The organism is Streptomyces sp. NPDC048411 (genome assembly GCF_040704695.1).
Taxonomy (GTDB): Bacteria; Actinomycetota; Actinomycetes; order Streptomycetales; family Streptomycetaceae; genus Streptomyces.
Genome location: NZ_JBEZKL010000112.1, coordinates 1 through 23,770 on the forward strand (window position 1 = coordinate 1; position 23,770 = coordinate 23,770).

19 protein-coding genes and 2 pseudogenes are annotated in these 23,770 nt (G+C 71.8%); 12 read left to right on the forward strand and 9 right to left on the reverse strand.

All coding sequences use genetic code 11. The features are described from left to right. The first annotated feature begins 198 nt into the window (after positions 1-198). From AB0915_RS29490 to AB0915_RS29500, 3 genes are all read left to right on the forward strand, one after another. Entirely contained in the window at positions 199-1,626 is a 1,428-nt protein-coding gene (locus AB0915_RS29490) for a rhodanese-like domain-containing protein (RefSeq protein ID WP_366693980.1), read from the forward strand. Beyond that, on the forward strand, positions 1,623-2,600 hold the full coding sequence (locus tag AB0915_RS29495; RefSeq protein ID WP_366693981.1) for a sulfite exporter TauE/SafE family protein: 978 nt from the start codon (positions 1,623-1,625) through the stop codon (positions 2,598-2,600). The genes AB0915_RS29490 and AB0915_RS29495 overlap by 4 nt, the downstream gene beginning before the upstream one ends. Before the next feature lie 511 nt (positions 2,601-3,111). Further along, on the forward strand, positions 3,112-3,894 hold the full coding sequence (locus AB0915_RS29500; RefSeq protein ID WP_366693982.1) for a GntR family transcriptional regulator: 783 nt from the start codon (positions 3,112-3,114) through the stop codon (positions 3,892-3,894). Positions 3,895-4,309: 415 nt separating this feature from the next. On the opposite strand, the gene AB0915_RS29505 is transcribed toward AB0915_RS29500, so the two are convergent. From AB0915_RS29505 to AB0915_RS29525, 5 genes are read right to left on the reverse strand one after another with little or no spacing between them, the layout of a single operon-like run. Next, on the reverse strand, positions 4,310-5,122 hold the full coding sequence (locus AB0915_RS29505) for an ATP-binding cassette domain-containing protein (RefSeq protein WP_366693983.1): 813 nt from the start codon (positions 5,120-5,122) through the stop codon (positions 4,310-4,312). Beyond that, the gene (locus AB0915_RS29510) at positions 5,119-6,126 is read right to left on the reverse strand and encodes an ABC transporter ATP-binding protein (protein ID WP_366693984.1); all 1,008 of its coding nucleotides are present in this window, start codon (positions 6,124-6,126) and stop codon (positions 5,119-5,121) included. Before AB0915_RS29510 ends, AB0915_RS29505 begins: the two co-directional genes overlap by 4 nt. A gap of 5 nt (positions 6,127-6,131) precedes the next feature. After that, on the reverse strand, positions 6,132-7,019 hold the full coding sequence (locus tag AB0915_RS29515) for an ABC transporter permease (protein WP_366693985.1): 888 nt from the start codon (positions 7,017-7,019) through the stop codon (positions 6,132-6,134). Next, the gene (locus AB0915_RS29520; protein WP_366693986.1) at positions 7,016-7,969 is read right to left on the reverse strand and encodes an ABC transporter permease; all 954 of its coding nucleotides are present in this window, start codon (positions 7,967-7,969) and stop codon (positions 7,016-7,018) included. Before AB0915_RS29520 ends, AB0915_RS29515 begins: the two co-directional genes overlap by 4 nt. Then, the gene (locus AB0915_RS29525) at positions 7,966-9,609 is read right to left on the reverse strand and encodes an ABC transporter substrate-binding protein (RefSeq protein ID WP_366693987.1); all 1,644 of its coding nucleotides are present in this window, start codon (positions 9,607-9,609) and stop codon (positions 7,966-7,968) included. Before AB0915_RS29525 ends, AB0915_RS29520 begins: the two co-directional genes overlap by 4 nt. A gap of 131 nt (positions 9,610-9,740) precedes the next feature. Here AB0915_RS29525 and AB0915_RS29530 point away from each other — a divergent pair, with 131 nt between their 5' ends. Further along, positions 9,741-10,790 (forward strand): LacI family DNA-binding transcriptional regulator, encoded by a 1,050-nt coding sequence (locus AB0915_RS29530; RefSeq protein WP_366693988.1) that lies wholly within the window; start codon positions 9,741-9,743, stop codon positions 10,788-10,790. A 203-nt stretch (positions 10,791-10,993) separates the two neighbouring features. Here the strand turns inward: AB0915_RS29530 and AB0915_RS29535 are convergent, their stop codons facing one another. Beyond that, the gene (locus AB0915_RS29535) at positions 10,994-12,628 is read right to left on the reverse strand and encodes an amidohydrolase (protein ID WP_366693989.1); all 1,635 of its coding nucleotides are present in this window, start codon (positions 12,626-12,628) and stop codon (positions 10,994-10,996) included. A gap of 16 nt (positions 12,629-12,644) precedes the next feature. Between AB0915_RS29535 and AB0915_RS29540 the strand changes: the two genes are divergently transcribed. Further along, positions 12,645-12,845 (forward strand): hypothetical protein, encoded by a 201-nt coding sequence (locus AB0915_RS29540; protein WP_366693990.1) that lies wholly within the window; start codon positions 12,645-12,647, stop codon positions 12,843-12,845. A 91-nt stretch (positions 12,846-12,936) separates the two neighbouring features. Here AB0915_RS29540 and AB0915_RS29545 read toward each other — a convergent pair whose 3' ends face one another. Further along, positions 12,937-14,640, reverse strand: a complete 1,704-nt coding sequence (locus AB0915_RS29545; protein WP_366693991.1) for an IclR family transcriptional regulator C-terminal domain-containing protein — start codon at positions 14,638-14,640, stop codon at positions 12,937-12,939. A gap of 168 nt (positions 14,641-14,808) precedes the next feature. Between AB0915_RS29545 and AB0915_RS29550 the strand changes: the two genes are divergently transcribed. The 4 genes from AB0915_RS29550 (at position 14,809) to AB0915_RS29565 (ending at position 18,962) form a co-directional block, all read left to right on the forward strand. Beyond that, entirely contained in the window at positions 14,809-15,567 is a 759-nt protein-coding gene (locus AB0915_RS29550; protein ID WP_366693992.1) for a CoA transferase subunit A, read from the forward strand. Then, entirely contained in the window at positions 15,564-16,205 is a 642-nt protein-coding gene (locus AB0915_RS29555) for a CoA transferase subunit B (protein ID WP_366693993.1), read from the forward strand. Before AB0915_RS29550 ends, AB0915_RS29555 begins: the two co-directional genes overlap by 4 nt. A 366-nt stretch (positions 16,206-16,571) precedes the next feature. Next, on the forward strand, positions 16,572-17,741 hold the full coding sequence (gene pcaD / locus AB0915_RS29560) for a 3-oxoadipate enol-lactonase (protein WP_366693994.1): 1,170 nt from the start codon (positions 16,572-16,574) through the stop codon (positions 17,739-17,741). A 42-nt stretch (positions 17,742-17,783) separates the two neighbouring features. After that, positions 17,784-18,962 carry a 4-hydroxybenzoate 3-monooxygenase gene (locus AB0915_RS29565; RefSeq protein ID WP_366693995.1) on the forward strand — a complete coding sequence of 393 codons (1,179 nt, stop codon included), beginning with the start codon at positions 17,784-17,786 and terminating at the stop codon, positions 18,960-18,962. A gap of 119 nt (positions 18,963-19,081) precedes the next feature. Here AB0915_RS29565 and AB0915_RS29570 read toward each other — a convergent pair. Next, a pseudogene (locus AB0915_RS29570) lies at positions 19,082-19,309 on the reverse strand (SDR family NAD(P)-dependent oxidoreductase); the annotation flags it as partial. Between the two features lie 103 nt (positions 19,310-19,412). Between AB0915_RS29570 and AB0915_RS29575 the strand changes: the two are divergent. After that, positions 19,413-20,807: an FAD-dependent oxidoreductase gene (locus tag AB0915_RS29575; protein ID WP_366693996.1), complete on the forward strand. Its 1,395-nt coding sequence runs from the start codon at positions 19,413-19,415 to the stop codon at positions 20,805-20,807. Between the two features lie 125 nt (positions 20,808-20,932). Here the strand turns inward: AB0915_RS29575 and AB0915_RS29580 are convergent. Next, positions 20,933-21,404: pseudogene (locus AB0915_RS29580) on the reverse strand (transposase); the annotation flags it as partial. A gap of 149 nt (positions 21,405-21,553) precedes the next feature. Here AB0915_RS29580 and AB0915_RS29585 point away from each other — a divergent pair. Beyond that, entirely contained in the window at positions 21,554-22,132 is a 579-nt protein-coding gene (locus tag AB0915_RS29585; protein WP_366693997.1) for a carboxymuconolactone decarboxylase family protein, read from the forward strand. After that, positions 22,129-22,980 carry an RNA polymerase sigma-70 factor gene (locus tag AB0915_RS29590; protein ID WP_366693998.1) on the forward strand — a complete coding sequence of 284 codons (852 nt, stop codon included), beginning with the start codon at positions 22,129-22,131 and terminating at the stop codon, positions 22,978-22,980. Before AB0915_RS29585 ends, AB0915_RS29590 begins: the two co-directional genes overlap by 4 nt. Positions 22,981-23,770 lie beyond the last annotated feature (790 nt).

Genomic DNA, 23,770 nt, shown 5'->3' on the forward strand with positions numbered 1-23,770 from the left:
ACATGACCTGCGACACCGCACGCCGATCGCACGCACCGACCACCGCTGCGCCCGCGCTTCGCGCGGACGACGGGGAACTCAGAACAGGCCCTAGCCGTCGCCGCGCCGCATCCATGACGCGCGGCCCCACTGACCCGCCACTCGCGCCCGGGCCCGATGCCCCGGCGCATCCTCACCGCTTATCCTCAGGAGCCCGTCATGACGAACCACACCGGACCGCTGGTCTTCGTGCAGTTCTACCTCGACTGCCTCTCCCACGCCTCGTACCTCGTCGGCGACCGCACCACCGGCCGGGCCGTCGTGGTCGACCCACAGCGCGACGTCAACGATTACATCTCCACCGCCGAGCGTCACGGCCTGACCATAGAGCGGGTCCTCGAGACCCACATCCACGCCGACTTCCTCTCCGGTCACCTGGAGCTGGCCGAGCGCACCGGCGCCCGCATCTCCTATGGCTCCGCCGGCACGCTCGACTTCGACACCGACCCCCTGGACGACGGCGAGCACCTCAGCCTCGGCGAGGTCGACCTGGAGATCCTGCACACCCCTGGTCACACCCCCGAGTCGATCTGCGTCGTCGTACGCGAACATGCAGGCGACGCCATACCCTACGGTGTCCTCACCGGCGACACGCTGTTCATCGGCGACGTCGGCCGTCCCGACCTGCTCAGCGCCCGCGGCCGGTCCGCCGAGGACATGGCCCGCGCCCTGTACCACTCCACCCGCGAGCGCCTGCTCACCCTCCCCGACGACACACGTGTCTACCCGGCGCACGGGGCCGGCTCGGCTTGCGGCAAGAACCTCTCGACCGAGCTGAGCTGTACGATCGGCAACCAGCGCCTGGGCAACTATGCCCTGGCCGACATGACCGAGGACGAGTTCGTCTCCGTTGTGACCGAAGGCCAGCCCGCCGCGCCCGCCTACTTCGCGTTCACATCCGTGCGCAACCGCCAGGCACGTCCAGTCCTTGACGAAAACACCCCCGCTGCCCCCCTCGCCCCGGAGGCCTTCCTCGACGCGCGGGCGCACGGCGCCGTCGTCCTGGACACGCGGGACCCGGAGTCGTTCGCCTCCGCCCACCTGCCCGGCGCGGTCAACGTCCCCCTCGGCGGACGCTTCGCCGAACTCGCTGGCGAGGTGCTCGACGCCCGGGACAGCATCATCCTGTGCGGCGACCCGGCCACCGCGCGCGAGGCCCGCAACCGTCTCGCCCGCATCGGCTTCGACCACGTCCTCGGTGCCTTGACGACCCCGGTTGACGCCGTCGACGCCGAATACCTGACCGCCGCCGTGCGCGTGGAAGCCGCCGGCCTCGACGACCAGCTCGCCAAGGACGCGGACGACTTCGAGCTGGTGGACGTGCGCGGCCCGGGCGAGGTGCGTGAAAGCGGCACCATCCCCGGCGCTCGCCTCATCCCGCTGCCCGAACTGGTCGGCCGCCTCAGCGAGTTGCCGACCGACCAGTCGCTGACCGTGTTCTGCGCGAGCGGCAACCGCTCATCGGTGGCCGCGTCCGTACTGCGCGCCCGCGGCTTCGAGGCCACCGACCTACGCGGCGGCTTCTCCGCCTGGCGTGGTGAGGTCACGCACCCCGCCGACACGACTCCGGGTGGCGTCCCGGCGTGAGCGTCCTGATCCTCGCCCTGCTCTGCGGAGCCGTGGTCGGCCTGGCTCTCGGCGCGCTCGGTGGTGGCGGGGGTGTGCTCGCGGTCCCGGCCCTGGTGTATCTCCTGGGCGTCGCACCTGCCGACGCCGGGACCACCAGTCTGGTCGTCGTCACCGTCACCTCCGTCACCGCCCTCGCCCGCCACGTCGGCACCGGCAACATCCGCTGGCGGACCGGCGCCCTGTTCGCCGCGGCCGGCGTGGCACCCGCCATCGGGGCGTCCATGGTCGCCCACCGCATCCCGCAGGCCGTGCTGACCACCGCGTTCGCTGTCCTGGCCGCACTCGCCGCTGCGGTGATGCTGCGCGGTCTGCGCGCAGCGCACGGGACGCGCCAGGCCGCCGCGTCCGAGACGGCGGCCTCGCAGGCCACCGCACCCGGGCCGGCCGTGGGGGCCGTCACGTCCCACTCCGGCCGGTCCGGGCTTGCGGACGCGACCGCCGTCCGGGCGGCACACCGAACGGCCGGCGGGACAAGCGTGGCCGCAAAGGGTGCGGGCGGTCCCGCGCCGGAAGAGGCGGGCGGCGCTGACGCCGCCGACGGCCATGGGAGGTCCGTCGGCCGGGCCGGGTACCTGCGGACCGCCGCGGCCGGGGCCGGCCTGGGTGCGGTGACCGGGTTGCTGGGCGTCGGCGGCGGCTTCCTGGCCGTACCCGCCCTGGTGTCGGTGCTCCGCCTGCCGATGCGGAAGGCTGTCGGCACCAGCCTCGTGGTCATCCTCATCAACTCGGTCGCGTCCCTCGCCACCCGCCTAGCGGCCGGAGGAATGTCCCTCGACCTCGCGATCTTCGGTCCGTTCGTGGGCGCGGCCATCCTCGGCGCCTGGGACGGCAAGCGGCTGGCAGCCAAGCTCTCCGGTGCCACCTTGCAGCGGGCTTTCGCCACCCTGTTGCTCGCGATGGCCGTGTTCATGCTCATCGACGTGCTCGTCTGAGGTTTCCCGCACGGCCGCGATCGGTGCCGCGGCGGGTGACGGTCACTGCTGATCGGCTGCCGCCTGAGCGACGGGCAACCGAGCCCGTCGCGCGGCCTTTGGCGTCCGGAACCCGCCGGGGGGTACGGGTGCCGGTCACGTCGCGCCGCCACCCCTGCGGGCCAGGTCAACGCGTTTTTAGACCGACCGGCACATGGGAGGCGGCGTCGCGGGGCTGGGCACGCACTCCCCCAAGGCCTTGAGGGCCAGGGGGGACCCCCTCCGGCGTTGTCGTCAGTCAACAACTCCCCCATAGCCCTGAAGGCATGGGGGGACCCCCTTCGCGTTGCCTTCCCTCCTCCGCCTTGCAGCTGCACGTACCCAGCCCCGCTCCTTCTCCCACCCCCCATGTGCCGGCCGGTCTTAGTCCGAGGAGCCGGTGAGCGCGGGTTTGCACCGCCCCTGCAAATGTACGAACATTCACGTTGTGTCAGTAGCCTCCGTCCGACCCCCGAGCCCCAGGAGGGCACCGGTGACCTCCCGACCCGGCCCCCGTTCCCTCACTCGATCCGCGGGCAAGCCGCTATGGGCACAGCTGCGCGCCGACCTGCTGCGCCGTCTCGAAGACGGCGAGTTCCGCGACGTCTTCCCCGGCGAGCACGACCTCGTCGCCGAGTACCAGGTCAGTCGGCACACGGTCCGCGAGGCCCTCCGTCAGCTTCGTGCGGAGGGCCTCGTCACCGCCCGGCGCGGCAAGGTCTCCCGGTTCACTGCTGGCCACCCGCTGGAGCAGAAGGTCGGTGAGGCGTACAGCCTTTTTCGATCTGTCGAGGAGGTCGGCGCCGTCCAGCGCAGCATCGTACGTGTGCTCGACCAGCGCGCCGACGGTGTCATTGCTGCCCGTCTGGGACTTGAGGAATCCACACCGCTCGTCTTCCTCGAACGTCTCCGTCTCGCCGACGAGGAGCCGCTCGCCGTCGATCGCGTGTGGCTTCCTGCGGACGTGGCCCGCCCGCTCCTGGACGTCGACTTCACCCGCACCTCGCTCTACGACGAGCTCGAACGCCACTGCGGCACTCGCATCAGCGGCGGCTGGGAGCGCATTCGGGCCGTCACGCCCGGCCGCGGAGAGCGCACCCTGCTCGATTGCCCCGAGTCCACCGCGCTGTTCGCGATCGACAGGCTCGGTCACGACACCGGCCGACGCCAGGTCGAGTGGCGGCAGACGCTCGTCCGAGCGGATCGCTTCGCCGTCGCCGCCGCGTTCTCCACCGACGACGGCTACCGGCTGGGCGCTCCGGTCCGTACGCCCTGACCCGGGATCGCTCCTCGGGGGCCCGACGGAGCGTGCTGAACGAGGTGGATACCGCTGCGGCACGGCAACTACCGCAGCAAGCACTTGGTGGGTCGGGGACCGGAAACGGAGCGTGAGCCACCGCGCCAGTCCCCGACCCTACTGGGGCGTGTTTCGAAAGTAGTGTCGTCCGCCCGTAGGGCGGGCCAGACGCCGCCTGGCAAGCGGGACTTCCGAAACATGCCCTACAGTCACGCGACCTGTGCCCGTCCCACCGCAGTTCGTGTGCATGCTCCTTACGCACATCGAGAGCTGTGGCGTGACGCCGGACGGTCGGCGGTTGCGGAACGAGGCCGGTACCTACGTGGACGCTTCTCCGTACGGCCTGACGTGGGCCCGCCTGACCGCCGCGAGGCGGCGGTCAGGCCGGTGTCCGTCAGTCGAGGGCGCGGCGGCCCACCGTCGCCAGGCTCGGGTCCCAGCCGCGACGCGGTACGGAGTCGAGGAGCAGACGGGTATACGGATGCTCCGGGGTGTCCAGCACGCGATGCGTCGGGCCCGCCTCGACGACTCGGCCCGACCTGAGCACCAGGACGTCGTCGGCGATGTGCCGGACCACGGCGAGGTCGTGGGTGACGAAGAGGTACCCGATGCCCGACTCGCGCCGGATCGTGGCGAGCAGGTCGAGGATCTGTGCCTGGATGGACACGTCGAGCGCCGCGACCGCCTCGTCGAGGATGAGGACGCGGGGTTCGACCGCCAGGGCCCGGGCGATGGCGACGCGCTGGCGCTGTCCGCCGGAGAGACGCCGGGGCAGGGCCCCGGCCTCCCGTTCGCCGAGGCCCACCTGGTCCAGGAGTTCGGCGACCCGCGAGCGACGGGCGGCCGCGTCCAGCCGGGTGTGAAGGCGCAGCACCTCGTCGACGCAGTCGGCGACCGTCACCCGTGGGTCCAGCGAGAGATACGGATCCTGGAAGACCATCTGCATCTCGCGGGCGCGCGCGAGCCGTTCGGCCCGGCTCCGGGCGCGGGCGGAGCGGTCCCGGCCGTCCAGGCGGACGGTGCCGCCGTCCGGCCGTGCCAGGCCCACCAGCATCCGTACGGTCGTCGTCTTCCCGCTGCCGGACTCGCCGACGATTGCCAGCGAAGCCCCCGGTGCCAGCGTGAACGACACGTCGTCGACCGCCGCATGGTCCCCGTACCGCTTGCACAGCCCCTCGACCACGAGCCCCTTCGTCGTGCCGGTCACAGCGTGATCCCTTCGTCGGCGCGGTGGCACGCGGCGAGTCCGTCGCCGTACCGCGCCAGTACGGGAGGCTCCTCGGAGCAGCGCGGTTGTGCGTGGGCGCAGCGGGTCGTGAAGGCACACCCCGGAGGTGCCTCGGCGAGGGAGACGGGGCGGCCCGGGATGGGCCGCGGGGCCGGTGCGCCCGGTTCGATGCGCGGGGTGCAGGCGAGGAGTCCCGCCGTGTACGGATGGCGGGGCCGGTCGAACAGCTCGTCGGTGCCCCCGGTCTCGACGATCCGGCCCGCGTACATCACGTACACGCGGTCGCAGATGGCCGAGGCCAGTTCGAGGTCGTGGGTGACGAAGAGAAGCCCGGTGCCCTGCTCGGCCCGCAGTCGGGTGAGGATCGCGATGATCTCCGCCTGGGTCGTGACGTCGAGGGCGGTGGTCGGCTCGTCGGCGACCAGCAGGGCGGGCTCGGCCGCGAGGGCCGCGGCGATGACCACCCGCTGGAGCATTCCGCCGGAGAACTGGTGCGGATAGCGGCGCAGCGCGCCCCGCGGATCGCGGATGCCCACGGCGTCGAGGAGTTCCTCGGCCCGTGCGCCGGCCGCGGCGGCGGGGCTGCCGGCCGCGCGCAGCCCTTCGGTGAGGAAGTCGCCGACGCGGCGCAGCGGATTGAGGGAGGCGCGCGGGTCCTGGAAGACCATGGCCACCTGCCGGGTCCGGAGCGCGGCCAGTTCCGTACGGCTCATGCTCAGCACGTCACGGCCGGCGACGCGTACCTCTCCGCTGGTCCGTGCGCCTTCGGGCAGCAGCCCGAGAACGCTGCGGCAGGCCACGGATTTGCCCGAGCCGGACTCGCCGACCAGCCCGACCGTCTCCCCGGGGAGGACCCGGAGGCTGACCTCGTCCAGGATCGGACGGGCAGCCTGCCCGTCCGGCAGACGTACGCCGAGGCCGTGCATCTCGAGCACGGGGGAGTGGTCCCCGGTGCCACGCACCGGAGTGCTGGTTTCGGTCATGGCGCTCACCGTTCCCGCTTCGCGATCCGGTCGGCGAGTCCCTCGCCGACGATGCCGAACGCCACCACGGCGAGCACGATGCACGCCGACGGCGCGAGGGCGGGCAGCATCGCCCCCTGCTGGAGGGCCGACTGACCCTCGTTGATCATGGCGCCCCAGTCGGCGGTGGGCGGCTGCACACCGAAGCCGAGGAAGGAGAGGGCCGCCAGGTCCATCAGGGCGTACCCGAAGTTCATCGCGGACTGCGCAAAGACCGTCGGAGCGATGTTGGGCAGCAGGTGCCGCAGGCAGATCGTCCAGCCCGACCAGCCCTGCACCCGGTACGACTCGATGTACGGGCGGGCCTTCTCCTGCTGCGCGATGCCGCGCACCAGCCGTCCCACGTACGGGGTGTAGGCCACGGCCATCGCGATCACCGGTGCGGTCATGCCGGAGCCGACGACGGCCACCAGGAGGATCGCCAGGAGCAGCCCGGGGATCGCGAACACCATGTCCATCGACCGGGACACGACCGCGTCCGCCCAGCCGCCCCGCCAGGCGGCGACCACGCCGAGCAGGGTGCCGAGGAGGGTGGAGACGCCGACGACGAGCAGCGGTCCGAGCAGACCGGTCCGCGCGCCGTGGATCAGCCGGGACAGGATGTCCCGGCCCGACTGGTCCGTGCCCAGCAGGTGGTCTCCCGTGGTCCCGACCAGGCTCGCCGCAAGGTCGAGCGACTCGGGATCGTACGGTGCGAGGACGGGTGCCAGGACAGCGACCAGGACGAGCACGAACAGGACCGCGACGGCCGCCGTGAACAGCGGGCCCTGGCCGAGGACTTGGAGGCCGCCCAGACCGGGGCGGCGGCGCAGCGCACCGGGTGCGGCGGCCGGGGGAGGTGCGGTGGTGGTCATGAGGAGCCTTCCCCGTGGAGGGACAACCGGGGGTCGATGAGCGGGGCGAGCAGGTCGACGGCGAGGTTCACCACGACGAAGGCCGCCACGCTGAGCAGCGTGATCGCCTGGACGACGGCGAAGTCCTTGGCCGTCACCGACTGCACGAGCAGGGAGCCGATTCCGGACACGTCGAAGGCGGTCTCGACGATCGAGGTGCTGATGAGCAGACCGGCGAGCATGGTGCCGCCGACGGTGACGACGGGCCCGAGCGCATTGCGCAGCACGTGCCGGCGGACTACGGCACGCCGTGCGACACCGCGGGCGCGCGCCACCTCGACGTGTTCGCGCCGCAGTTCGTCGAGCATCGCCGAGCGGGTCACCCGGGCGAGCAGACCGGCGAAGGTCAGCGCCAACGCGAAGGCCGGCAGCGTCAGGTGGTACACCCGGTCCGTGAAGCCCTCAGGGGTGCCGCCCGGCCCCGGAAACCAGCCCAGTTGGACGGAGAACAGCGAGACGAGCGCCATGGCGCTGACGAACGAGGGCGTCGCCGTGGCCACGCCCGTGCCGAGCAGCACCACGCGGTCCACCGCGCCGGGGCGCAGCGCGGCGAGGACGCCGGCCGCCACCCCGAGAACGGCGACCAGCAGGGCCGCGTACCCGACCAGCAGGGCGGTGCCCGGAAGCCGGGAGGCGATGAGGCTCCCGACGTCCTGGTGGAACTGGGCGGACCGGCCGAAGTCGCCCTGCAGCACGGCGCCGAGCCACTTCGCGTACTGCGCGGGCAGCGGGTCGTCCAGGTGGTACTGGGCGCGCAGCGCCGCCGTGGTCTCCGGAGTCGCGGGGCGGCCGTGGAGCAGGAAGGACACCGGGTCCCCGGGGGCCAGGTGGACCGTGCCGAAGACCACGAGCGAGGTCACGAACAGTACGGTCACCAGGCCGAGGAACCGTCCGACGAGGTAGCGGGTCATGGCTTCGCGGCCCCGATCGTCGCGGCCCACGGGTAGTACAGCTGCGCGATGCCGGTGGCGGCGCCGGTGATCCGGTTGCCGAGGAAGACCGAGTACGGCGCCTCGTACAGCGGAATGATCGGGAGCTGGTCCATCGCGATCCGCTGGAGCTTGGCGGTCAGGTCCGCCCGGGCGGCCGGGTCGGGCTCCGCGTTGGCCCGGTCGAAGGCGGCGTCGTACGCGGCGTCGGACCAGTTGCCGTAGTTCCCGAAGTCGCCGGTGCGCAGGTACTGGTAGAACTCCAGCGGGTCGGGGGTGTTGTCGTATCCGTTGGTGATGACCAGGTCGAGGCCGTGGCGCGCGTTGGGGTCGACGAAGATGCTGCTGTACGCGTCGGGGCTGACGGCCTTCAGCTGGACGTCGAGGCCGATCTGCCGGCCGGCCGCCTGGACGGCGTTGGCGACGACACTGACCTCCGGCGCGAGCGAGCTCGTGGCGATGGTGACCTTCCGGCCCTTGGCGCCGGCCTCGGCGACGAGCTTCTTCGCGGCCGCCAGGTCGTACACCGGCTCGGGGAGGGCGTCGAAGTAGCCGGCGGTCTTCTCCGGGGCCAGTGCCCATGCGCCCCGCGCGGCGGGGGCCTTGGCGGGGATGCCGATGCCGCCGGCGGCGGCCTTGATGATGTTCTTCCGGTCGAGCGCCATGGACAGGGCCCTGCGGACCCTGAGGTCCCCGAGGGTGCCCTTGAAGTCGAGGACGGCGAGGTCCGCCGCGGCGGTGTTGGGGCCGAACAGCACGGTTCCCTTGCCGCTGGAGCGCAGCTGCGCGAGCGAGGACGAGGGCACCATGTACCCGCCGTCGGCCGTGCCCGAGAGGAAGGCGTTGGACCGGGCGGCCGGGTCCTCGATGAAGGTGAATGTCACCTTGTCCGTTTTCGGGGCCAGTGACGTGTCCCAGTAGGCGGCATGCTTCTTGAGGGTGATGGAGTCGCCCTGGGCCCAGTCGGCGAGGGAGTACGGGCCGGTGCAGTCGACCTTGCCCTTGGGGCCGCCGTAGTCCTTGCCGGCCTTGGCCAGGAAGGCGGCGCTCTCGACGGTGCCGGGGGAGGCGGCCATGAGTTCGTTGAACAGGGTGTCGGGGTTGCTCAGTCGGATCGTCACCTCCAGGGGGCCGGTCTTCTCGATGGCGTCGACGTTCTTGAACGCCGACGCCCAGGGGGATCCGGTGGCCGGGTTCATGTGGCGCTTGAGGGAGGCGACCACGTCGTCCGCGGTCATGGTCGTTCCGTCGTGGAACTTCACCCCGGGACGCAGCGTGTACACGAGCGTCTTGGGATTCGGCTGGGCGTACTTGACCGCGAGGCCGGGTTCGATCTTCATGTCGGGAGTGACCCGCAACAGCTGCTCGCACACGTTCGCGAGCACGGTGTTCGGCGGGTAGTCGTACGCCAGGGCGTAGTCGAGCGTGTAGGGCTCGGCGTAGAGGGACCATGTGATCGAGTCCAGGCGGCCCTTCGCCGGTGGCGAGGTCGGGGTGACCCGGTAGGCGGGGCCGGTGCCCTTCCCGGAGGATCGAGGAGTGGTGGCGCCGGAGCAGGCGGTGGCGGTGGTCGCGACGGCGACGGTACAGACGAGCAGCGCGATGGCTTTGGGCATGCGCATGGAGACCCACCCCTTTACGGGTGTAGTGACGGGCGCTGAGGGATGGGGCGAGTATTGATGCGGGAACGTTCCCGCACAAGGCTTTGCGGGAACGGTTTTGCCGAGGCCGCGAGGGTGGCAGCATCAGCCCCATGACGAATGCTGTTCCAGAGCGTGGCGGACCTGCCTCGCCGCCCACCCCGCCGCGCGTCCGGCTCGTCGACGTGGCCCGTGAAGCGGGACTGTCCAAGACCACCGTCTCGGCGGCCCTCAACGGCACCGGGCGGCTCTCCCCGGCTGTACGGGAGACGGCCAGGGAGACTGCGCGGAGGATGGGCTACCGGCCCAACGCCACCGCGCGCCAACTGCGCGCGGGACGGGCCCGGTTGATCGGATACGTGGTGGGCGAATTCGCCGGTGCCCCCTGGACGTTCTTTGAGTCGCCGTACTTCGCCCAGCTGACGAGCGCCACCGCGGCGGCGGCACTCAAGCGCGGCTACGCGCTGGTGCTGCTGCCCGCGGGTTCGCTGCACAGCGAGTGGGCAGAGCTGCCGCTCGACGCGGTGATCGTCGCCGATCCGGTCGGCGACGACCGGATCATCGACGACCTGATCGCCGCCCGGATCCCGGTGTTCACCGACCGCTCCGCCGAGGGGCGGCCGGGGGCGCACTGGGTGGACGTCGACGTCGTGACGGCCGTGCGGGAGACGCTCGACCACCTCGAGGCGGAAGGCGCCCGGTGGCCCGCGCTCGTGGTGCCCGACAGTACGACGCGGTTCCACGCGGGAGCGCTCGCCGCCTACCGCGACTGGTGCGCCGAGCACGGAGTGCCCGAGCAGGTCGCGTTCGCCGCCGAGGCCGGCAACGGACCGGTCGTACGAGCCGTCGAGAAGGCCCTGACCGGGGCCGACCGGCCCGACGCGCTGTTCGTAGTGGCCGAGGCGAGCCCGCCCCTGGTCCTGGAGGCGGCGCGCCGCCACGGATACGACGTACCCGGCGACTTGCTCGTGGTGTGCGTCAGCGAGGACACGACGGCCACCCACACCCGGCCTCCGATGACGACGCTGAGCCTGGGACCCCAGGAGGTCGCGGAGGCCGGGATCCAACTCCTCGTCGCCGCACTGGAGCAGGGAGGCGGTCCGTCGGCCGGGGTGCTGGTGCCGACCCGGCTCGAGGTACGGGCGTCCTCGCTGCGTACCTAGTGCCCCTCCCGGCAAGCTTTGCCCCGTCGCGCCGCCCGGCACGCCCGCTCGCCGCGTTGGCCACAAGTCCTTGTAGCTCGGCTACAAGGACTTGTGGCCGCCTTGCGATCGCACGCATCGGACGACGCTCCTCATGGGGCAAATATGGCCGGTCACGGCACCAGCACGGCCCGGGCGGACTGAGCGCGGTCCGGGCGGCTCGCTCAGGCGCAGTGCACGAGCGAGCCCCCGACATACGTCTGCAGGACCCGCGCCTCGGCGATCTCCTCCGGCGGCGCGGTGAAGATGTCGCGGTCCAGGACCACCAGGTCGGCCAGGTTGCCGGGGAGCAGGCTGCCGGCGTCGTCCAAGCCGTTCACGTGAGCAGTGCCGGCCGTGTACGCGGCGACGGCCGTCGCCAGGTCCAGGCGCTGCTCGGGGAGGAAGACCCGGCTGTCGGTGGCCCCGGGCTCCCTCCGATTGACCGCCACGTGGATGCCCTCGATCGGGTCCGGGCTGCTGACCGGCCAGTCGCTGCCCGCGGCGAAGGTGGCGCCCGCGCGCAGCAGGTCGCCGAACGGGTACTGCCAGGCGGCGCGTTCGGGCCCGAGGAAGGGGATGGTCAGCTCGTCCATCTGGGGCTCGTGGGCGGCCCACAGCGGCTGGATGTTGGCGATGGCGCCCAGCTGGGCGAAGCGCCTGATGTCGTCGGGGTGGACGACCTGCAGGTGGGCCAGGTGGTGGCGGTTGCCGCGTCGGCCGTTGGCCTCGACCGCGGCTTCAATCGCGTCGAGTGCCTCGCGGACGGCCCGGTCGCCGAGCGCGTGGAAATGGACCTGGAAGTCGAGGGCGTCGAGCCGGGTGACATGGGCGCGCAGCGCGTGCGGGTCGACAAAGCTCAGACCGCTGTTGGCGGTGGCGCAGCCGCAGCCGTCGAGGTACGGGGAGGTCATCGCGGCGGTGAAGTTCTCGGCGATGCCGTCCTGCATGATCTTCACCGAGCCGGCCCGAAACCGTCCGTGGCTCAACTTCTCGCGCAGCGCGGCCAGTTCGTCGATCTGCTCGGCGCCGCGCTCGCGGTCCCACCACAGCGCGCCGGTGACCCGGGCGGTGAGCGAGCCGTCGCGGGCGGCGGCCAGATAGGCATCCGACGGATCGGCCTTGCCGTTGAACACACCGAGCAGGGCGTCCTGCCAGCCGGTGATGCCGAGGGAGTGCAGCAGCTCCTGCGCGCGCAGCAGACCCGCGAGCCGGTCCGCAGGAGTGCTCGCCGGCACCAGCCGGGAGACCAGCGCCGTGGCGCCTTCCTGGAGCATCCCGCTGGGCGAACCGTCCGGCTCGCGCTCGATGCGGCCGTCGACGGGATCGGGGGTGGCGGCGGTGATCCCGGCCAGTTCGAGCGCCCGCGTATTGGCCCAGGCGCCGTGGTGGTCGCGGTTCGCCAGCAGGACCGGGCGGTCCGGGACCACGGAGTCGAGGAGCTGCCGGGTGGGCAGTCCGCCGTCGAAGCTTTCCAGCGACCACCCGCCACCGGTGATCCACGCGTGGTCGGGGTGGGCGTCCGCGTAGGTCCGGATCAGGGCCAGGTACTCCTCGACACCGACGGTGCCGGTCAGATCGCACTCGGCCAGCTCCACCCCGGCGTACACCGGGTGGATGTGAGCGTCCTGGAAGCCGGGGAGCAGCAACTTCCCCGTGAGGTCGACGACTTCGGTGCCGGGGCCGATGAGCTCACGCACGTCGTCGTGCCCGACGGCGGCGATCCGGTCGCCGACAACAGCGAGCGAGGTGGCCCGGGAGCGGGCCGGATCGGCGGTGAAGACGGGGCCGCGTGTGAAGACCAGATCGGCCGTGGTCATACGGATCCTCCAGAACATGAGGGAACGTGAGGTCGGCGCCATGGAAGCGGCTCGGGCGTTACGCGTCAACGGTGTTGTCATAAGTCGGCGCATGGTCATCCGCATGGCTCCCGAGCGGTGGCGCCGCAGGCCGACCGAGCGGGGCGCCGTCCGCAATACCGACGCCCCGCTCGCCGCCGGCATGAGCGAGAGAGGCTGTCCCTTCGCCTGGAAGTGATGCCGGAAGCGATGGGGCGCGCCTGCCCGCCACGAGCGTCCCGGCGAACGGCTCCCGGGACCGTCGCGCCCGAGCCCGGCGGCCGTGAGGATCAGCCGGTGGGCACGGGGGAGAAGCGGCCCACCGCGGCGAGGTCGGCGCTGATCCGCGCGGCGGTCTCCAGCAGATGGGGGAGGAGCGTCGCCAGGCTCTCCTCGCCGGTGGCGCGGCCGGCGTGGAGCGCCACATTGGCCGCGGCCACGACCTGGCCGCCGCCGTTGGTGACCGGCGCCGCGATCGAACGCAGCCCCTCCTCCAACTCCTGTTCCACCCACGCGTAGCCGAGTCGGGCGGTAGCCGTCACTGCCTCGGCGAGGGCCTCGGGCGTGGCCACCGTGCGGGGCGTCAGCGCCTCGGGCGTCACCCGGGCCAGCCGCGCCGCGCGCCGGTCGTCGGGGAGGGCCGCGAGCAGCACCCGGCCCATCGAGGTGGCGTACGCGGGCAGCCGGGTGCCCACGGTGATGTCGATGTGCATGATCCGGGTGCTCGCGACCCGGGCGACGTAGCGGATCTCGTCGTCGTCGAGCACGGCCAGGGAGGCGGACTCGTGGACCCGGCCGACCAGTTCGGCGAGGTGCGGGGTGGCGATCCCGGCGAGCGTCAGGCCTGAAAGCCGGGCGTAGCCGAGCTCCATGACCCGCGGCAGTACCCGGAAACCGTCCGCGTCCTCCCGTACGTACCCCAGGTGGCGCAGCGTCATGAGCGACCGGCGGGCGGTGGCGCGGGGGAGCCCCGTGAGGCGGGCGAGGTCGGCCAGGCGGGCCGGGCCGTCGATCGAGCTGAAGGCGCACAGCACGTCGAGACCCCGGGCGAGCGACTGGAGGAAGCCGGCGCCGAGTTCCTCCTTGAGCGCGCTGCCCGAGTGGGGCGGGCGGACCGGCGCGGCGGTGGCCGGCGTCCCGGTGGCCGACGGGGTGCGCAGGGCAGCCTCCATGGCGGCGACGGCCGCGGACAGCGGGGGCAGGGCCCGCACCGTCAGGGACTCGGTGCTGTGCCGGCTGGTGTGGCTGACCGCGCTGACGGCGCAGACCACCGTGCCCGCCGGGTCGCGGACCGGCAGCGAGACGGCGATCAGCCCGGGCTCGATCAGCCGGCTGTCGACGGCGAATCCGTCCTCACGTGCCTGCCGAACTCGGGCGAGGAAGCCGGCCTCGACCTCCTCGGACGCGGACTCCGCCCCGGCCGGCCGGGGCGGCAGGGCCGGGAAGCCGGTGTCCAGCGGGTCGTGCAGGCGGCGGGCCCGCCACCGCTCCCGCTGTACGTCGTCCCAGTCGGCGGCGAACAGGGCGCCGGGCGCGCAGCGTTCGGCGGGCAGAAGATCGCCGACCCGGAACGAGATCGCCATGGCCCGGCGGCGGGCCGCCTGGGCGATGAAGCGGACCCCGTCGCCGTCGGGAACGGCCACCGACACCGACTCGTCCAGCTCGTCGGCGAGGGCCTCGGCGCGCGGGCCGAGGGCTTCGAGGAAGGCGCAGCCGGCCAGATAGGCGTTGCCCAGCTCCGCCGAGCGCGGGGCCAGCAGCAGATCACGGTCCTCGGTCCGCAGGAACCCGAGGCGGACGAGCGTGGTGGCGACCCGGTCGACCGTCGATCGGGCGAGCCCGGTGGTGCGGACGAGATCTCCCGGGCGGTGGCGCGTCCCCGGTCCCGCGGCCACGGCGCGGAGTACGGCCAGTCCGCGCTCCAGCGGTCCGACCAGCTCGTCGGGCACCGTCGTGGCCTCGGGTGCCGTCGTCACCTCGGTGAGCTGGGACATCGTCTGGCCTCCTCGGAGCGTCGTGGGCTGATCACCGTGCGGAAACCGTACCCGCTGCTGTTGACACGGCCCGAAGTGTGGGCGGACACTCAGCCCGCCACCAATGATGAACGAAAGTTCACCAGGCGAACGCCTTGACGGTGAAACCCGAGTGAAAAGGGTCGTTATATGGACAAGGTCATAGCAACGGCTGCCGAAGCGGTGGCGGACATCGGAGACGGCGCCTCGCTCGCCGTTGGAGGTTTCGGGCTGAGCGGGGTACCGGACGTCCTGATTCGCGCCTTGCACGCCCACGGCTCCGGACGGATGAGCGTCGTCTCCAACAACTGCGGCGTCGACGGTGGCGGCCTGGGCATCCTGCTCGCGGCGGGCCGGATCAGCCGTGTCACCGGCTCCTACATCGGTGACAACAAGGAGTTCGCCCGCCGCTACCTCGGCGGCGAACTGGAGCTGGAACTCACCCCGCAGGGCACCCTCGCCGAGCGCCTGCGGGCCGGCGGCTGCGGCATCCCGGCCTTCTTCACCCCGGCGGGCGTCGGCACCCAGGCCGCCGAGGGCGGGCTGCCCTGGCGGTACGCGCCGGACGGCGGCGTGGCGGTCGCCTCCCCACCCAAGGAGACACGCGAGTACGACGGCAGGGCATATGTCCTCGAACACGGCATCACCACCGACTTCGCCCTGGTGCGCGCCGCCCGGGGCGACCGCCACGGCAACCTCGTCTTCGCCCGTGCGGCCCGCAACTTCAACCCGCTCGCCGCCATGGCGGGCCGCATCACCGTCGCCGAGGTCGAGGAACTGGTGGAACCCGGCGAGCTGGATCCCGATCAGGTCCACCTCCCCGGCGTCTTCGTACAGCGGGTGCTGGCACTGACCCCCGAACAGGCCGCCGACAAGGGCATCGAGCGAAGGACGGTACGCACCCGATGAGCTGGACCAGGGACGAGATGGCGGCCCGCGCAGCCCGGGAACTTGACCACGGCTCGTACGTCAACCTCGGGATCGGACTCCCCACTCGGGTACCGAGCTTCCTCCCCGAGGGCGTCGACGTCGTCCTCCACTCGGAGAACGGACTCCTCGGCGTCGGCCCGTACCCGTACGAGGACGAGGTCGACCCCGACCTGATCAACGCGGGCAAGGAGACGGTGACCGTCGTGCCGGGCGCCGCCTTCTTCGACTCCGCGCTCTCCTTCGGCATGATCCGCGGTGGTCACATCGACACCGCGATCCTGGGCGCCATGCAGGTCTCCGCCCGCGGTGACCTTGCCAACTGGGCAATCCCCGGAAGGATGGTCAAGGGGATGGGCGGGGCGATGGACCTCGTCCACGGCGCCCGCCGGGTGATCGTTCTCATGGAGCACACCGCCAAGGACGGTGCCCCCAAGATCGTCGACACCTGCACGCTGCCGCTCACCGGCCGGGCCTGCGTCCACCGCGTCATCACCGACCTGGCCGTCCTCGACATCACCGACGAGGGACTGCGACTCGTCGAGACCGCCCCCGGCGTGACCGCCGACGAGGTCGCGCGCCGGACGGCCGCGCCCGTGATGCCGAAGGAGACCCGGTGACCGGAACCCTGGCGCCGCCGAACTCGCCGAGGATCTCACGGCCTTCCCCGACCGGCTGCTCGACAACCCGCACCGTACGTGGGACCTGATCGCGAGCGAACGCCTCGCCGCGGAATCGGGCGGCCTCCTCGGCCGTACCGCTGGAACCGCTCGACCCCGCGCCCCGGCAGCCGCCGACGAGCAGCGGCACCTCGGAGGCGTCCTCAGCGGTCTCATCGCCGAGGACCCCGCGCTCACCGGCCGGATCGGACCGGCACGGTTGCGTGCCCTCGGCGACCCGGCCACCGGCACCGGCTCCGCGCCCCTGCTCGCCGACCACGCCCTGCGGACAGAGACCTCGTCCTCCGCCGATACGGAAGGCCACCCATGACCCCCTTGCTCCACCACCGGATCGACGGCCCCACCGACGCACCGGTCCTCGTCCTCGGTCCCTCGCTGGGGACCTCGCTCGCCGTCTGGGACGCCCAGACCCCCGCCCTGGCCCGCCGTCACCGGGTGATCCGCTGGGACCTGCCGGGCCACGGCGGCAGCCCCGCCGGCGCTCTGCGCGACACCGGGCCCGGTGCCACCGTCGTCGCCGACCTCGCGGCGCTGGTCCTGGATCTCGCCGACCGGCTGGGCGTGACCCGCTTCGCCTACGCGGGCATCTCCCTCGGTGGCGCGGTCGGCGCCCACCTCGCCGTACACCACCCCCAGCGGATCACCGGCCTTGCCCTGGTCTGCTCCTCCGCCCGCTTCGGCGAACCCGCCGCGTGGCGCGAACGGGCCGCACTCGTCCGCGCTGAGGGCACCGAAGCCCTGGCGGCCGGCGCCGCCGGACGCTGGTTCACCGCCGGATTCACCCGTACCCAGGTGGCCGGACGGCTCGTCGACGACCTGCGCACCGCCGCCCCCGAGGGGTACGCGGCCTGCTGCGACGCCCTCGCCGCCTACGACCTGAGGCCCGATCTGCACCGGATCACCGTGCCGACGCTCGTCGTCGCCGGCCGGGACGACCCCGCCACCCCGCCCGGACACGCCCGGGAACTGGCCGACGGCATCCCCGGAGCGACCCTCCTGGAACTCCCCGGAGCCTCGCACCTGGCGCCCGCCGAACGCCCGCAGGCCGTCCTCGGCGCCCTCCTCGGCCACTTCGAGGCCCCCGCCGACGACGGCAGCAGGCACACCGAGGGGATGGCCGTCCGCCGAGCGGTCCTCGGCGACGCGCACGTCGACCGGGCCGTCGCCCGCACCACCGAGTTCACCGCCGACTTCCAGGACTACATCACCCGCTGTGCCTGGGGAGAGATCTGGACCCGTCCCGGTCTCGACCGCCGCACCCGCAGCTGCCTCACGCTGACCGCCTTGATCGCTCACGGGCATCAGGAGGAACTCGCCCTGCACGTACGAGCGGCGCTGCGCAACGGGCTCACCCCGGAGGACATCAAGGAAGTCCTGCTGCACTCCGCCGTCTACTGCGGTGTGCCGGCGGCCAACTCCGCCTTCGCCACGGCCCAGCGCGTGCTCGCCGAGGACGGCGTCCCGTCCCCCTTCTGATCCAGCCGCGCCCAGCACCCCTCTTCCCTCTCTGGAGCCCTCATGCCCCGTACCACCGTAGGAATCATCGGCGCCGGCCCCGCCGGACTCCTGCTCTCCCACCTGCTCCACCGGCAGGGCATCGACAACGTCGTCCTCGAACTGCGCAGCCGCGACTACGTCGAACGCCGCCAGCGCGCCGGCATCCTCGAACAGGACACCGTCGACGTGCTGCGCGACTCCGGGGCCGGCGAGCGGATGGACCGCGAGGGCCTGGAGCACCACGGCATCGAACTGCGCTTCGACCGGCGCTCCCACCGCGTCGACTTCCCGTCCCTCACCGGTGGCCGGTCGGTCATGGTCTACGCGCAGACCGAAGTGGTCAAGGACCTCATCGACCGGCGCCAACAGGACGGCGGAACCGTCCTGTTCGAGGCGGAAGCGCTGTCCGTCGACGGCATCGAGACCGACCGCCCGAGCATCCGCTACCGCCACGAAGGTGCCGAACACACCCTCGACTGCGACATCGTCGTGGCCTGCGACGGCTTCCACGGCATCGGCCGCCGCTCCGTGCCGGACGGCCTGCTCACCGTGACGGAACGGACGTACCCCTTCTCCTGGCTGGGTATCCTCGCCGACGTCCCGCCCTCGTGCGAGGAACTCATCTACGCCCACCACGAGCGCGGCTTCGCCCTGCACAGCATGCGCTCGCCCGAGGTCAGCCGTCTCTACCTCCAGGTCGACCCGGACGACAGCACCGACAACTGGCCGGACGAGCGCATCTGGGACGAGTTGGAGACCCGCTTCGCCGTCGACGGTGACTGGACGCTGCGGCGGGGACCGATCACCGAGAAGAGCATCACCCCGATGCGCAGCTTCGTCGCCGAGCCCATGCGCCACGGGCGCCTCTTCCTGGCCGGCGACGCGGCCCACATCGTGCCGCCCACCGGGGCCAAGGGCCTCAACCTCGCCGTCGCCGACGTCACCCTGCTCGCCCAGGCACTCACCCGCTACCACGCCCACCAGGACGAGTCACTGCTCGACGCCTACTCGGAGACCGCGCTGCGCCGCGTCTGGCGGGCCGAGCACTTCTCGTACACGATGACGACCCTGCTGCACGGCGACCCCGCCGACTCCGACTTCGACCGTGCGCTGCGCCTCTCGCACCTGCGCTACATCGCCCGCTCCGAGGCCGCTTCGGCCTCCCTCGCGGAGAACTACGTCGGTTTCAAGGAGAACTGACACCGCGACAGCACACGAAAGCGGGCGGCTGCTCGAAGCAGCCGCTCCCTCCCGTATGGGTGGTTCTCGCGCAGGAGGGCGGTGTGCCGTGGCGTCTTGCGGTTCCGGCGGGCGGTTCATGAACCGACGATGATGCGACCGCCCTCGCCCTGCTCGACGGCGGCGCGCACACACGTGAACGTGCCGCGCAGATGCACCCCGACGACGGTGTCTAAGTCGTCGTCGCCCATCTTCCGCAGTGCCTTGTCCCGCAGCACACCGGCGTTGGTGACCATGACGTCGAGGCGGCCGAAGGCGTCGACCTTGCGGGCCCCGCCGATGCCCGGCGGCGCCCGCGGAGGCGGCATTCGGGAGTCTTATGTCAACATCATTGACCTTGTGGTCCCCCGGGCGGTCTCATGGCGGCACTTCGGAGGCCCGTACCTCCGCGATCCGAAGGAGCCCCGCCCCATGGACCACCTCACCTCGCTCCGGGACGCCTCGCCGACCCCGTTCTGGCTCGATGACCCCGACCGGCCGCAGGCCGCCCCCGCACTCGTCGGCGGCACCACCTGCGACCTGCTCGTGGTCGGCGGCGGATACACCGGGCTGTGGACCGCCCTCGTCGCCAAGGAGCGCGATCCGTCCATGGATGTGGTGCTCATCGAAGCGGACGAGGCCGGCGGCGCCGCCTCCGGCCGCAACGGCGGATTCTGCGAGTCCAGCCTCACCCACGGCCTGCACAACGGACTCCAGCGCTGGCCCGAGGAGATCGGCCTCCTGGAACGACTCGGCCGCGAGAACCTCCAGGCCATCGAGGACACCGTTGAACGCCACGGCATCGACTGCTCCTGGGAGCGCACCGGCTCCCTGGTGGTGGCCACCGAGCCGTACCAGGTCGAGGGGCTGAAGGAGGAGGCCGAGACCCTCGCCCGGTTCGGGGGCAATCCGCTGCTACTCGGCGCCGAGGCGGTCCGTGCCGAGATCGACTCCCCGACGTTCCGCGGCGGCGTGTGGAACAAGGACGACGTCGCCATGGTCAACCCGGCCCGGCTCGCCTGGGGGCTCAAGCGCGCCTGCCTCGACATCGGCGTCCGCATCCACGAGCACACACCCGCCACCTCGCTCGCCGAGCACGGCAGCGTGATCGCGGTCCGTACCCCCTACGGGCGGATCACCGCCCGGCGTGCCGCCCTGGCCACCAACGCCTATCCCTCCCTGCTGCGCCGCCACCGCCCGTACACCGTCCCCGTGTACGACTACGCGCTCATGACCGAGCCGCTGACCGAGCAGCAGCTCGCCTCGGTCGGCTGGCGGAACCGGCAGGGCTTCGCCGACTGCTCCAACCAGTTCCATTACGTCAGGCTCTCCGCGGACAACCGCATCCTCTGGGGCGGCTACGACGCCGTCTACCATCGCGACGGCAAGGTCCGCGCCGAACACGACCAGCGGCCCGAGACCTTCGCCACCCTCGCCCAGCACTTCTTCACGACCTTCCCGCAGTTGGAAGGCATCCGGTTCACCCACGCCTGGGGTGGTGCCATCGACACCGCCACCCGTTTCTGCGTGTTCTTCGACACGAGTCATCACGGGAAGGTCGCCTACGCGGCCGGATTCACCGGCCTCGGCGTCGGCGCCACGCGCTTCGGTGCCGAGGTCATGCTCGACCTCCTGGCGGGCGAACGCACCGAGCGGACCAAGCTGGAGCTCGTCCGCCGCAAACCCCTCCCGTTCCCGCCCGACCCGTTCCGCTCTGCCGGGATCGGCATCACCAAGTGGTCGATGGCGCGCGCCGACCGCAACGAGGGCCGACGCAACCTCTGGCTCAGGACGCTCGACCGTTTCGGCCTCGGCTTCGACAGCTGACGACGGGTAGCCCGAGTGCCGAGATCACGCGGGTAACGGGGAACTCGCTGGGCATGGCCGCCGATTGTTCGCCGAAGCGCCACCGGCGCCACGACGCGGCCGGGTCACGAGCGGGGCGTCCTCGACAGGCTGGAGATCCAGTGGCCGCGGTGGCCGTCGGCCCGTTCGGACCATTCGACCTGCAGTGTCACGCCGGGCAGAAGGCCGTTCCAGCGGCCGTGCTCGGTGGTGGCGGCGGTCTGGGCCAGGCGCGGGCCCAGACCGCCGCCGGCGACACCCGCAGCGCCCCGAAACGTGAGCGCAGCGGTCCGCGGGAGCTCTCCCGCCAGGTGATCGAAGCGAAGGCCTGCCACTCGTGGCTGGTGGCCGGCGCGGCCACCGAGGAGGGCTTGTCGCGGCAGCGGGGCTGCGGCTTGCGGTCGTTGCGGGCCCCAGGGCGAGGTGACCGGCTGCGCATGGTGCGGGTGGACGGAGGGCCACCACGCAGGCGATGCGCCTGTCGGTCAGGCCGGCTCGGAAGTCCGCGTTCTGCCCGTAACCGGCGTAGGCCACCACGACCGGCGGCACCAGGTCCCATGCGGCCCGCTTGTCCAAGATGCCGGGTGTTCGGGTGGGTGTCACTGAGAGCGGCCACGGGCCTGCGCGTGCTGACGATCCATGCGCGGTGGCGGTGGTTGTCACATTCGTGGATCCGCCGGTGTCTTCATGTCGAACAGGCCGACAGGCCAACGGATAAGGAGAACACCATGACACTGCGCATTCCGAAGGCGGAGCTCCCCACCGAGATGAGGGAAAACATGATCAAGCACCTCGGTGCCGTGCCCGAGCCCGACGAAGTGCTGTGGAACAACCCCAAGCTCGCCGAGGCCAACAAGGAGTTCGCGGTCAAGGTGGGCCAGTGGGACGCGGCCGACCCGAGCCTCAAGACGTTCGCGCACATGGCCGTCGCGGCACAGGTCGGCTGCAGCTGGTGCCTCGACGTCAACTACTTCCACGCGCTGAACCAGAACCTGGACCTGGCCAAGGCGAGCCAGGTGCCGCGCTGGCGGCAGTCGGAGGTGTTCACGTCGTTGGAGCGCGACGTGCTGGAGTACGCCGAGGCCATGACGAACACGCCGCCGACCGTCACCGACGAGCTGTCGAAGCGTTTGCTCGACCGGCTCGGCCCGGCGGCGCTGGTCGAACTCACCACGGTCATCGGCTTCGCCAACATGGCGACGAGGTGCAATACGGCGCACGGGATCACGTCGCAGGGCTACTCCGATGCCTGCGAGATTCCGCTGGCCGGGCGCCCTGAGACGTCCGGCGCGGCGTCGACGGCATGACCGAGGACCCGTTCGTCGCCCATCGCAGCCTGCTGTTCACGGTCGCCTACGAGATGCTCGGTTCGGCGGCCGACGCGGAGGACGTGCTGCAGGAGTCCTGGCTGCGGTGGGCCGACGTCGACCGTTCGACGGTGCGTGACCCGCGGGCCTACCTCGTCCGAACCGTCACACGGCAGGCGCTCAACCGTCTGCGGACGTTGTCGCGCAGCCGCGAGGAGTACGTGGGCGAGTGGCTGCCGGAGCCGCTGCTGACCAGCCCCGACGTCGCCGAGGACGCCGAACTCGCGGAGAGCGTCTCGATCGCGATGCTGACCGTGCTCGAAACGCTCGGGCCCACCGAGCGGGCGGTGTTTGTGCTCCGCGAGGTCTTCGAGATGCCGTACGGCGAGATCGCCGAGGCCATCGGGAAGTCCGCGGCCACGGTGCGGCAGATCGCGCGGCGGGCACGCGAGCACGTGGCGGCCCGGCGGCCGCGGGTGCAGGTGAGCCGGTCGGAGCAGCAGGCCGTGGTGGACCGGTTCCTGGCCGCGCTGCGCACCGGCCAGTTGCAGGAACTGCTGGACGTCATGGCACCGGACGTGGTTCTTGTCGCCGACGGTGGCGGGCTTGCGGCCGCGGCTCCGGCTCCGATCCACGGGGCCGAACTCGTGGCGAAGATGCTCGCTCGCCCGGACCGGGTGGTGTCGGCCGTGTGGCTCAACGGCGCGCCTGCGGGCCGGATCGAGATCGACGGCCGACTGGCCGCGGTAAGCCTCGTGGTGGAAAACGGGAAAGTCACCCGGATCCATGCGATGGCAAACCCGCGGAAGCTGACGCGGCTGGATGAACCGGCCGAACTCGCCAGGTAAGCCTGCTGCTGCGTCGGCGTCGTGAGTGTTCCAGGCGGCGTGGACCGCCTGGAACACTCACGACCGCGCAGTGGCCGGACGCCGAAGTACAGGGCGAACTCGTACGGGCGCGGTCGCAGCCGCATCGGGACGATCCCGTAAACGGAACAGAGACGGCAGCGAGATCAGGGTTTGTGCGCGGGCGTTCGACGGGGGTCGTCGGGCCGCGGCCAGCGGTTGTAGTTCGGAGTAGGGGACGGGCTCGTCAGTGGGACGGCAGCACAGCGCGGTGAGCAGCGAATTGCGGACCGCGACGAGAAGCCGTGACGACCAGCCGTGAGCCTCGGCCTTGATCTGGGCGGCGCGCCAGGCCCTGACGACGTGGCTGACGGAGAGGGCATCGTTCAAAGTTGCGGGCCCCGGCGGCGAACTTGCGACACGTCTGCAGCTCGTCGGCCCAGCCCTCGAACAGTTCCGAGACCTTGCGCTCGGTCGGTGGAACCCGGATCAGTAGGTGGTTGGAGCCATGGTGCCGGTTCATCTCGTCGAGCGGGCACCGCACGACGACATCGGCGAGGCGGTGCCTACTACCGGCCCACGGTGCGCGTCACCGACGGTACGACGGGCGCGGTGTCCCTACGGCTCGGCAGCTTCGAGGCGCACTGAACCGTCGGTAGTCGGAGCGGGGCGGGGTCAGGACTTGCCGGTGTCCGCGCGGATCAGCTCGCCCACGGACTCGATCAGCACTGACCGCGCCTGTTCGTCGAGACCGTCGTCCGAGACGAAGTAGTCGATCTCGGTCAGGGCGGCG

What these genes read in the sequence shown, in the direction of transcription:
- AB0915_RS29490 (WP_366693980.1), top strand. Translation starts at nt 199, where the DNA reads ATGACGAACCACACCGGACCGCTGGTCTTCGTGCAGTTCTACCTCGAC.
- AB0915_RS29510 (WP_366693984.1), bottom strand. Translation starts at nt 6,126, where the DNA reads ATGACCGAAACCAGCACTCCGGTGCGTGGCACCGGGGACCACTCCCCC.
- AB0915_RS29515 (WP_366693985.1), bottom strand. Translation starts at nt 7,019, where the DNA reads ATGACCACCACCGCACCTCCCCCGGCCGCCGCACCCGGTGCGCTGCGC.
- AB0915_RS29520 (WP_366693986.1), bottom strand. Translation starts at nt 7,969, where the DNA reads ATGACCCGCTACCTCGTCGGACGGTTCCTCGGCCTGGTGACCGTACTG.
- AB0915_RS29525 (WP_366693987.1), bottom strand. Translation starts at nt 9,609, where the DNA reads ATGCGCATGCCCAAAGCCATCGCGCTGCTCGTCTGTACCGTCGCCGTC.
- AB0915_RS29530 (WP_366693988.1), top strand. Translation starts at nt 9,741, where the DNA reads ATGACGAATGCTGTTCCAGAGCGTGGCGGACCTGCCTCGCCGCCCACC.
- AB0915_RS29535 (WP_366693989.1), bottom strand. Translation starts at nt 12,628, where the DNA reads ATGACCACGGCCGATCTGGTCTTCACACGCGGCCCCGTCTTCACCGCC.
- AB0915_RS29540 (WP_366693990.1), top strand. Translation starts at nt 12,645, where the DNA reads ATGAGGGAACGTGAGGTCGGCGCCATGGAAGCGGCTCGGGCGTTACGC.
- AB0915_RS29545 (WP_366693991.1), bottom strand. Translation starts at nt 14,640, where the DNA reads ATGTCCCAGCTCACCGAGGTGACGACGGCACCCGAGGCCACGACGGTG.
- AB0915_RS29550 (WP_366693992.1), top strand. Translation starts at nt 14,809, where the DNA reads ATGGACAAGGTCATAGCAACGGCTGCCGAAGCGGTGGCGGACATCGGA.
- AB0915_RS29555 (WP_366693993.1), top strand. Translation starts at nt 15,564, where the DNA reads ATGAGCTGGACCAGGGACGAGATGGCGGCCCGCGCAGCCCGGGAACTT.
- pcaD (WP_366693994.1), top strand. Translation starts at nt 16,572, where the DNA reads ATGACCCCCTTGCTCCACCACCGGATCGACGGCCCCACCGACGCACCG.
- AB0915_RS29565 (WP_366693995.1), top strand. Translation starts at nt 17,784, where the DNA reads ATGCCCCGTACCACCGTAGGAATCATCGGCGCCGGCCCCGCCGGACTC.
- AB0915_RS29575 (WP_366693996.1), top strand. Translation starts at nt 19,413, where the DNA reads ATGGACCACCTCACCTCGCTCCGGGACGCCTCGCCGACCCCGTTCTGG.
- AB0915_RS29585 (WP_366693997.1), top strand. Translation starts at nt 21,554, where the DNA reads ATGACACTGCGCATTCCGAAGGCGGAGCTCCCCACCGAGATGAGGGAA.
- AB0915_RS29590 (WP_366693998.1), top strand. Translation starts at nt 22,129, where the DNA reads ATGACCGAGGACCCGTTCGTCGCCCATCGCAGCCTGCTGTTCACGGTC.